General features: G+C 65.7%; 6 protein-coding genes. 1 reads left to right on the top strand and 5 read right to left on the bottom strand.

What is annotated here, in order from left to right; all coding sequences use genetic code 11:
• From N878_RS06390 to N878_RS06375, 4 genes are all read right to left on the bottom strand, one after another.
• A partial coding sequence (locus tag N878_RS06390; protein WP_021442831.1) for an alpha-hydroxy-acid oxidizing protein occupies positions 1–526 on the bottom strand: 526 nt, incomplete at its 3' end.
• A gap of 94 nt (positions 527–620) precedes the next feature.
• Positions 621–1,289: a Fe2+-dependent dioxygenase gene (locus N878_RS06385; protein ID WP_021442830.1), complete on the bottom strand. Its 669-nt coding sequence runs from the start codon at positions 1,287–1,289 to the stop codon at positions 621–623.
• A gap of 147 nt (positions 1,290–1,436) precedes the next feature.
• Complete coding sequence (locus N878_RS06380) at positions 1,437–3,731, bottom strand: TonB-dependent siderophore receptor (protein WP_021442829.1); 2,295 nt, start codon at positions 3,729–3,731, stop codon at positions 1,437–1,439.
• Positions 3,732–3,965: 234 nt separating this feature from the next.
• Positions 3,966–5,129, bottom strand: a complete 1,164-nt coding sequence (locus N878_RS06375; RefSeq protein WP_021442828.1) for a type III PLP-dependent enzyme — start codon at positions 5,127–5,129, stop codon at positions 3,966–3,968.
• Positions 5,130–5,698: 569 nt separating this feature from the next.
• Between N878_RS06375 and N878_RS06370 the strand changes: the two genes are divergently transcribed.
• On the top strand, positions 5,699–7,282 hold the full coding sequence (locus N878_RS06370; RefSeq protein WP_021442827.1) for a peptide chain release factor 3: 1,584 nt from the start codon (positions 5,699–5,701) through the stop codon (positions 7,280–7,282).
• A gap of 82 nt (positions 7,283–7,364) precedes the next feature.
• Here the strand turns inward: N878_RS06370 and N878_RS06365 are convergent.
• Positions 7,365–8,442 (bottom strand): fructose-specific PTS transporter subunit EIIC (locus N878_RS06365; RefSeq protein WP_021442826.1); only part of this gene is annotated, 1,078 nt, incomplete at its 5' end.

The raw sequence follows: 8,442 nt of genomic DNA, 5'->3' as shown, positions 1-8,442 counted from the left end.
GGTTGCGCACGCCGCTGACCGGCGCATCCACGGTCAGCACCAGCGCCTGGTAGCCGGCCGCCTCGGCGCGGCGCACCAGCGCCGCGGTGAAGTCGCGATCGGGCTGGATATACAGCTGGAACCACAGTGGCGTCTGCGCGGCGGCGGCGATAGTTTCCAGTTCGACGCTGGCCTGGGTGCTGACCAGCATGCCGGCGCGCACCGCGCCGGCCGCCAGCACGCTGGCCAGCTCGCCGTCAGGGTGGGCCAGCTGCTGATAGGCCACCGGGGCGAGGAAGATCGGGTGGTCGAAGTCCTGGCCGAACAGGCGCAGGCGCGTGTTGCCGCCGCTCAGGTCCCGCAGTACGCGGCTGCGCAAGCGCAGGCGGTCGAAGGCGGCACGGTTGTCGGCCAGGGTCAGCTCGTCGGCGGCGCCGCCGGCCAGGTAGGCCCAGGCCTGCTCGCTCAGGCGCTCGCGGGCGAAGCGCTCGTAGTCGGCCAGCGCGGCGATTTCTGCGGGTATCTGCTGCAGTTTGGGCAAGGGCATGGGAGCCTCTCCGCAAGTTGTTGGTCGCCCGGATGCCATCCGGGAAATGCGCACCAGCTATCCCCGGATTGCATCCGGGCTATGGGTCGGGCGCTCAGGTCTGCGACCACTGGCGCAGCAGGTTGTGGTAGACGCCGGTCAGGCGCAGCAGCTCGGGGCTGGCCGGCAGTTGCTGGCGCAACGCCTGGATGCTGTCGTCCAGCTCCAGCAGCAGGTTACGCTGCGACTCCTCGCGCACCAGGCTCTGCACCCAGAAGAAGGCGGCCAGGCGCGCGCCGCGGGTCACCGGCTCGACCCGGTGCAGGCTGCCGCTGGAATAGAGCAGCAGATGGCCGGCGGGCAGCTTGACGCGCTTGTCCTGCAGCACCAGTTCGCCGCCGTCGTACTCGTCCGGCTCGCTGAGGAACAGGGTGGCCGACAGGTCGGCGCGGATGCGGTGCGGCGTGCCCGGCACGCTGAACACGGCGCTGTCGATATGCGCGCCGTAGCTGCCGCCCTCGGCGTAGCGGTTGAAGCGCGGCGGCAGCACCTTGAGCGGCAGTGCAGCGGCCATGAAACGCGGGCTCTGGCCGAGCTGGGCGAGGACGAACTCGGCCAGTTGCTGGGCCAGCGGATCGTCCTGGGCCAGTTGCTGGTTGGCCTTGACGCCGACCGCCTGATGCCCGGCGCTGTGCCGACCGTCCTGCCAGTTGGCGGCCTGCAGCGCGGCGCGACACTGGCGCAGCTGCTCGGCGCTCAGCAGATCGGGGATATGCAGCAGCATGGGTGAGGTCTCCAGGGCGGCTCGCCGTTGGCGCAGAATTCTAAAGAGAGCGAGGCCACTATGACAGCCATGCCTGGCGCTCGCTCCTGCTACAGGCAAACGCCCCGGCCGCTGGCGCGGTCGGGGCGTTGCCACAGGCACTTGCGCTTAGAAGCGGAAGTTGGTGCTCAGGGTGAAGGTACGCGGGTCGCCCAGCAGCACGCGGCGACCGTTCCAGTTGCTGGAGACGGCGTATTCCTCGTCGGTCAGGTTGTCGACGTTCAGGCGCACATCGAGGTTCTGGTTGACCTCGTAGCTGGCCATGGCGGCGAAGGTGGTGTAGCTCGGCAGCTTGCCGTACAGGCCGTTGGCGACGATACGGCTGGCATCGTCCGGGCGGCCCAGGTAGGACGAACCGACGTGCTGCGCGCCCAGGCCCAGGGTCAGGCCGACCGGCAGGCGATAGGTGGTCCACAGGTTGCCCGACACCTTGGGGGTGAAGGCCAGCTCGTCGCCGTCGGTGCGCAGCGCAGTACCGTAGTCGCCGGCGTTGGCGCGTCGACGCACCTCGTCCAGATAGGCGCTGTGCTTGCGCTCGCTGTCCATGAAGACGATGCCGCCGTAGACGTTCCAGGCCTCGGTGATCTGGCCCGAGGCGCCCAGCTCCAGGCCCTTGACCACCTGCTCGCCGTAGCCCTTGAGGCTGTCGCTGGTCTCGCCGGCGTCGCGGCCGGTGATGGCCACGTCCTTCTTCACCGTGTAGAACAGCGCTGCGGTGGTGGACAGGCGCTTGTCGAAGAAGTCCCACTTGGTGCCGACTTCGTAGTTGTGCGCGCGCACCGGATCGGCGCCCGGGACGAAGCCGGGGAAGGCCTGGCCGTTGACCCGCGAGATGTCCGGGTTGGACAGGTAGGAGCCGGGCGGCTGGGTGGACACGCCGTAGGCGGCATACAGACTGCCGTTCTCTGCCGGCTTGTAGACCAGGCCGAGTTTGCCGCCGATGCTGAACTCGCGGTCGTCGAAGCCGTCGGCGCCCACCGCGGCGCCGGTCTGGACGTTACGGCTGCGGATATCGACGTCGTACTGCTCCAGGCGCAGGCCGCCGGTCAGTTGCCACTGCGGGGTGAACTCCAGGGTGTCGTAGAGGTACAGCGCCACGGTGTCGACGGTCACGTCGCTGCGCTCGCGCAGTCGGCTGTGCTTGGAAACCGGCCCGCTACGCTCCCAGTCCGGATCGAAGATATTGACGTTGCCCGGGTTGACCTCGGCATAGGTGCCGGCCTCGGACTCCTCGCGGGTCAGCTCCAGGCCGGCGGCCAGGTTGTGCTTGATCGAACCGGTGGCGAACTGCGCCGACAGGTTGGTCAGGTTGCTCAGGCTGGTGTTGACCCGGTCGTAGAACTGGGTGTCGGTACGCAGCTGGTCGCCGCCCAGGTACTGGAAGGGCAGGGTGTAGCGCGCCTGGCGGTCGACGCGCGCCCAGCGGGTCTGGTTGCTCAGGGTCATGCCGGTGGACAGGTCGTGTTCCAGACGCACCAGCAGCGCATCGCTGGTGGTGTCGTCGAAGTCCGACTTGAGGCCGTAGAACTCGTCGCGGTCGACCCCGGACAGCGCCGGGTTGTAGGGCGTGTCGCCCTTCATGCCCTTGACCGACGCACCGGAAACGCCCCAGTCCGGGCGGTCGTTCATCTGCACGTGCTCGTAGGCGAAGATCGCGCGGGTGTCGGTGCCCAGGCCGAAGGCCAGCGACGGCGCCAGGCCCCAGCTGTTCTTTTCGGCGTGCTCGCGACCGGCCACGCCGCTGTCTTCCACCAGCAGGTTGAGGCGGAAGGCGGCGCTGTCGTGGATGATCTGGTTGGTATCCAGCGTGGCGCGGCGGCGCGCCTCGGAATCGTACTGATCGAAGCCGAAGCTGGCGCCACCGGCAATGAAGCTTTCCAGGGTCGGCGTCTTGGTCACCAGATTGACGTAGCCGCCGGCGCCACCGCGGCCGTTGTCAGCGGCCGGGCCCTTGGCCACTTCCACCTGCTCGACGTTGAACACGTCGCGGGTGTAGCTGCCGTTGTCGCGGGCGCCGTCGATGAAGATGCTGCCGCTGGTGTCGAAACCGCGCAGGCTGAAGTTGTTGGTGCCGCTGGCGAAGCCGTTCTCACCGGCGTTGAAACTGATCCCCGGGGTGTTTTTCAGCACCTCGGTGAGGGTGCGCGCGTTCTGCTCGCGAAACAGCGCTTCGGGAATGATGTTGATCGTCTGCGGGGTATCCAGCAGCGCCGCGGTCTGCTTCGGCGAGGACGCCTTGTCGACCTTGTAGCCCTGGTCCTGCTGCCCCTGCACGGTGACGTTGTCCAGCTCCACTGCACTGTCCTGAGCCACGGCGAAGCCGGACGCCAGGGCCAGGCCGACGGCCGAGGCCAGCAGGCGACGCTGGGGAAGAGGTGCACGCTTGTTATGCTTATCGCTCACGAGAATCACTCCAGATAAAAACTGCGCGCGATAGTAGATGAGATTCAGTTGCAATCAATCTTTACGAACGATTTACAAAGGAGAATTTGTAACAAATATGTCACTGACAATCGCGTCTAGCCAACAGAGCGCTCTGGAAAGGGATTTACAGCCGAACCGGGGGAAAGCGCAGAAGCCCGGCGGCAGAAATGACAACGCCCACACAAGGTGGGCGTTGCTGACCAGGCAGGTCGCTTACAGGTAGTAGGACTTCAGCGGCGGGAAGCCGTTGAACTCCACCGCGCTGTAGCTGGTGGTGTAGGCACCGGTGGACAGCCAGTACAGGCGGTCGCCGCTGGCCAGGTTGAGCGGCAGGCCGTACTTGTAGTGCTCGTACATGATGTCGGCGCTGTCGCAGGTGGGACCGGCGATCACCACTTCCTCCATCTCGCCCTTCTTCTCGGTCCAGATCGGGAACTTGATCGACTCGTCCATGGTTTCGATCAGGCCGCTGAACTTGCCGACGTCGGCGTAGACCCAGCGCTCCACCGCGGTGCGCGACTTGCGCGCCACCAGCACCACTTCCGAGACCAGCACGCCGGCGTTGGCGATCAGCGAGCGACCCGGTTCGAGGATGATTTCCGGCAGCTCGTCGCCGAAGTCTTCCTTGAGGAAGCGAGTGATCTCTTCGGCGTAGGTTTCCAGGTCGTTGGTGCGCTGGATGTAGTTGGCCGGGAAGCCGCCGCCCATGTTGATCATCTGCAGAGTGATGCCATCCTCTTCCTTGAGGCGCTCGAAGATCACCTTGACCTTGGCGATGGCCGCGTCCCACACGTCGATGTCGCGCTGCTGCGAACCGACGTGGAAGGAGATGCCGTAGGGCACCAGGCCCAGCTGCTTGGCCAGGATCAGTAGGTCCAGGGCCATGTCCGGCTGGCAGCCGAACTTGCGCGACAGCGGCCAGTCGGCGCTGGTCGAGCCTTCGGTGAGGATGCGCACATAGACCTTGGCGCCCGGTGCGGCCTTGGCGATATTGCGCAGGTCGGCCTCGGAGTCGGTGGCGAACAGGCGCACGCCCTTGTCGAAGAAGTAGCGGATGTCGCGCGCCTTCTTGATGGTGTTGCCGTAGCTGATGCGCTCGGGACCGACGCCGGTGGCCATCACCTTGTCCAGCTCGTAGATCGAGGCGATGTCGAAGCTCGAGCCCTTGTCGCGCAGCAGCTCGATGATCTCGACGGCCGGGTTGGCCTTGACCGCGTAGTAGACCTTGGCGAACGGGAAGCAGTTGCCCAGCTGATCGTAGGCATCGCTGATGATCTGCCGGTCGATCACCACGAAGGGGGTTTCGTGCTGATCGGCGAACGCCTTCATGCGGGCAAAAGTGGCGGGTGCGTAATAGTCTTCGACCTTGATCGACATGCTGGTGACTCCAATGGCAAAACCGGGAACACATTGATTCGGGCAGCAGAACCGCTTACAGGTTCCGCCACGTGTCGGGGCTGGCCACGCAACGCGCTGGCCTGAACGTCTGACAGTTTCCCCACTTTGGTTCGCCTACTTCCCAAGGCATGTCGCCGAGCATCACCGGTACCGACCTGGCCGGCCGGCAACCTCTCGTCGTCAGTACTTGAGCCGGATGGATCGTTTCCAGCATGGACGTTCGGGCGCGGACTTTAAGACCATGCGCCCCTCAGATCAACCGGAAATTTCATCGTTCCGGATATCGCACGAAATGCCCGGAAATGCTGAACGGGCGCGGCCTGCAGCCGCTTGCCCGGCAGGCGAACTCCTTGCGGCAAAACAGTCTAGAACAGCCTTGAGTCAGCGCCATGACCAGGCCGGAGATTGGCTTCGCAAAAACCCATCCGACACTCTGCAGCGGCGCGACAAGCTGCCGGCGGCTCGCCACCGAGGTGCAGGCACCCGCACGGCGCTTGCTGTATACTTCGCGACCAATTTTTCGCCCCATCTTCATCCAGGTTCAGCCCATGACCACCCAGGCCGCCGAAGTCGCCAAGCGCCGTACCTTCGCCATCATTTCCCACCCGGACGCCGGTAAGACCACCATCACCGAGAAGCTGCTGCTGATGGGCAAGGCCATCGAGGTCGCCGGCACGGTGAAGTCGCGCAAATCCGACCGCCACGCCACCAGCGACTGGATGGAGATGGAAAAGCAGCGCGGCATCTCCATCACCACCTCGGTGATGCAGTTCCCCTACCGCGAGCACATGATCAACCTGCTCGACACCCCCGGCCACGAAGACTTCTCCGAAGACACCTACCGCACCCTGACCGCGGTGGACAGCGCGCTGATGGTGCTCGACGGCGGCAAGGGCGTGGAGCCGCGCACCATCGCCCTGATGGACGTGTGCCGCCTGCGGGATACTCCGATTGTGAGCTTTATCAACAAGCTCGACCGCGATATCCGCGACCCCATCGAGTTGCTCGACGAGATCGAGGCGGTGCTGAACATCAAGGCCGCGCCCATCACCTGGCCGATCGGCTGCTACCGCGACTTCAAGGGCGTGTACCACCTGTCCGAAGACAAGATCATCGTCTACACCCCGGGCCACGGCCACGAGCGTACCGAGGTGAAGATCATCGAGCACCTCGACTCGGACGCGGCCCGCGCGCACCTGGGCGACCTCTACGACAACTTCGTCGACCAGCTGGAGCTGGTCCAGGGCGCCTGCCACGAATTCGATGCCGAAGCCTTCCTCAAGGGCGAGATGACCCCGGTGTTCTTCGGCACCGCGCTGGGCAACTTCGGCGTCGACCAGGTGCTCGACGCCGTGGTCGACTGGGCCCCGCGCCCGCTGCCGCGCGCCGCCCACGAACGGGTGGTGGAACCGATCGAGGAGAAGTTCAGCGGCTTCGTGTTCAAGATCCAGGCGAACATGGACCCGAAACATAGGGACCGCATCGCCTTTATGCGTATCTGCTCGGGCAAGTACGAGAAGGGCATGAAGATGCGCCACGTGCGGATCAAGAAGGACCTCAAGGTCGCCGACGCGCTGACCTTCTTCTCCAGCGAGCGCGAGCACCTGGACGAGGCCTTCGCCGGCGACATCATCGGCCTGCACAACCACGGCACCATCCAGATCGGCGACACCTTCACCGAAGGCGAGAGCCTGGGCTTCACCGGCATCCCCCACTTCGCCCCGGAACTGTTCCGCCGCGTGCGCCTGAAGGACCCGCTGAAATCCAAGCAGCTGCGCCAGGGCCTGCAGGAGCTGGCCGAGGAAGGCGCGACCCAGGTGTTCTTCCCCGAGCGCAACAACGACATCATCCTCGGTGCGGTCGGTGTGCTGCAGTTCGACGTGGTCGCCAGCCGCCTGAAGGAGGAATACAAGGTGGAATGCGCCTACGAGGCGATCAACGTCTGGTCGGCGCGCTGGATCGACTGCAACGACGAGAAGAAGCTCAAGGAATTCAAGGACAAGGCCTACGAGAACCTCGCCGTCGACGGCGGCGGCCACCTCACCTACCTGGCGCCGACCCGGGTCAACCTCAGCCTGATGGAAGAGCGCTGGCCGGAGATCAAGTTCCGCGCCACGCGTGAGCATCACTGATCGGCGGTGAACCCACTACCCTCCCCCTCGCCGGGCGCCCCATCCCTCTTCCTTATAGGAAGAGGGATGGGGTAAGAGGGGCCTACGCCGCCGCCCCCACCGCCAGCGGCTGGGCATCGGCGCGTTTGATCACGGCATAGACCACCCCGGTGAGCAGGCTGCCGGCGACGATGGCCAGCAGATACGGCAGCGCCTGGTTGATCGCGTTGGGGATCAGCAGCACGAACAGCCCGCCGTGCGGCGCCATCAGCTTGCAGCCGAAGTACATCGACAGCGCACCGGTCAGAGCACCGCCGGCAATGCTGGCCGGGATCACCCGCAGCGGGTCCTTGGCAGCGAAGGGAATCGCCCCCTCGGAGATAAAGCACAACCCCAGTACCCCAGCCGCCTTGCCGGCCTGGCGTTCGCTCTGGGCGAACTTGCGCCGCGCCAGCAGGGTGGCGATGGCCATGCCGATCGGCGGCACCATGCCGGCGGCCATGGTCGCCGCCATCGGCGCGTAGCTCTGCGAGGCCAGCAGGCCCACGGAGAAGGCGTAGGCGGCCTTGTTGATCGGTCCGCCGAGATCGACGCACATCATGCCGCCGAGCAGCAGGCCGAGCAGAATCGCATTGGTGCTGCCCATGCCGTCGAGGAAAGCGGTCAGCCCGGCGAGCATGCCGGCCACCGGGCTGCCCACCAGGTAGATCATCACCAGGCCGGTGAACAGGCTGGCGACCAGCGGGATGATCAGGATGGGTTTCAGCGCCTCGATGCTGTCCGGCAGGCGCAGCCAGCGGGCGATGGCCAGGGCCGAGTAACCGGCGAGAAAGCCGGCGATGATGCCGCCGATAAAACCGGCGCCGAGCGAACTGGCCAGCAGGCCGCCGATCATCCCCGGCGCCAGCCCCGGGCGGTCGGCGATGGAATAGGCGATATAACCGGCCAGCAACGGCACCATCAGCTGAAACGCCGTCTCACCGCCGATCTTCATCAGCGCCGCGGCCAGGCTGCCCTCCTCCTTGAACGCCTCGATGCCGAAGACAAACGAGAGGGCGATCAGCAGGCCGCCGGCCACCACCATCGGCAGCATATAGGACACGCCGGTGAGCAGGTGCTTGTAGGGCCCGGCCTTGGCACCGGGCTTGGCCGTGGTCGCGCCCTCGGCCGGCGTCGCCTCG

The sequence above is a fragment of the Pseudomonas sp. EGD-AK9 genome (assembly GCF_000465935.2).
Taxonomy (GTDB): Bacteria; Pseudomonadota; Gammaproteobacteria; order Pseudomonadales; family Pseudomonadaceae; genus Aquipseudomonas.
Note: the sequence above shows the minus strand (reverse complement) of the source record. Positions and strands in the feature narration are given on the sequence as shown.

Excerpts from the sequence above, each read along its gene's own strand:
- N878_RS06385 (WP_021442830.1), bottom strand. The coding sequence starts at position 1,289 with ATGCTGCTGCATATCCCCGATCTGCTGAGCGCCGAGCAGCTGCGCCAG.
- N878_RS06375 (WP_021442828.1), bottom strand. The coding sequence starts at position 5,129 with ATGTCGATCAAGGTCGAAGACTATTACGCACCCGCCACTTTTGCCCGC.
- N878_RS06370 (WP_021442827.1), top strand. The coding sequence starts at position 5,699 with ATGACCACCCAGGCCGCCGAAGTCGCCAAGCGCCGTACCTTCGCCATC.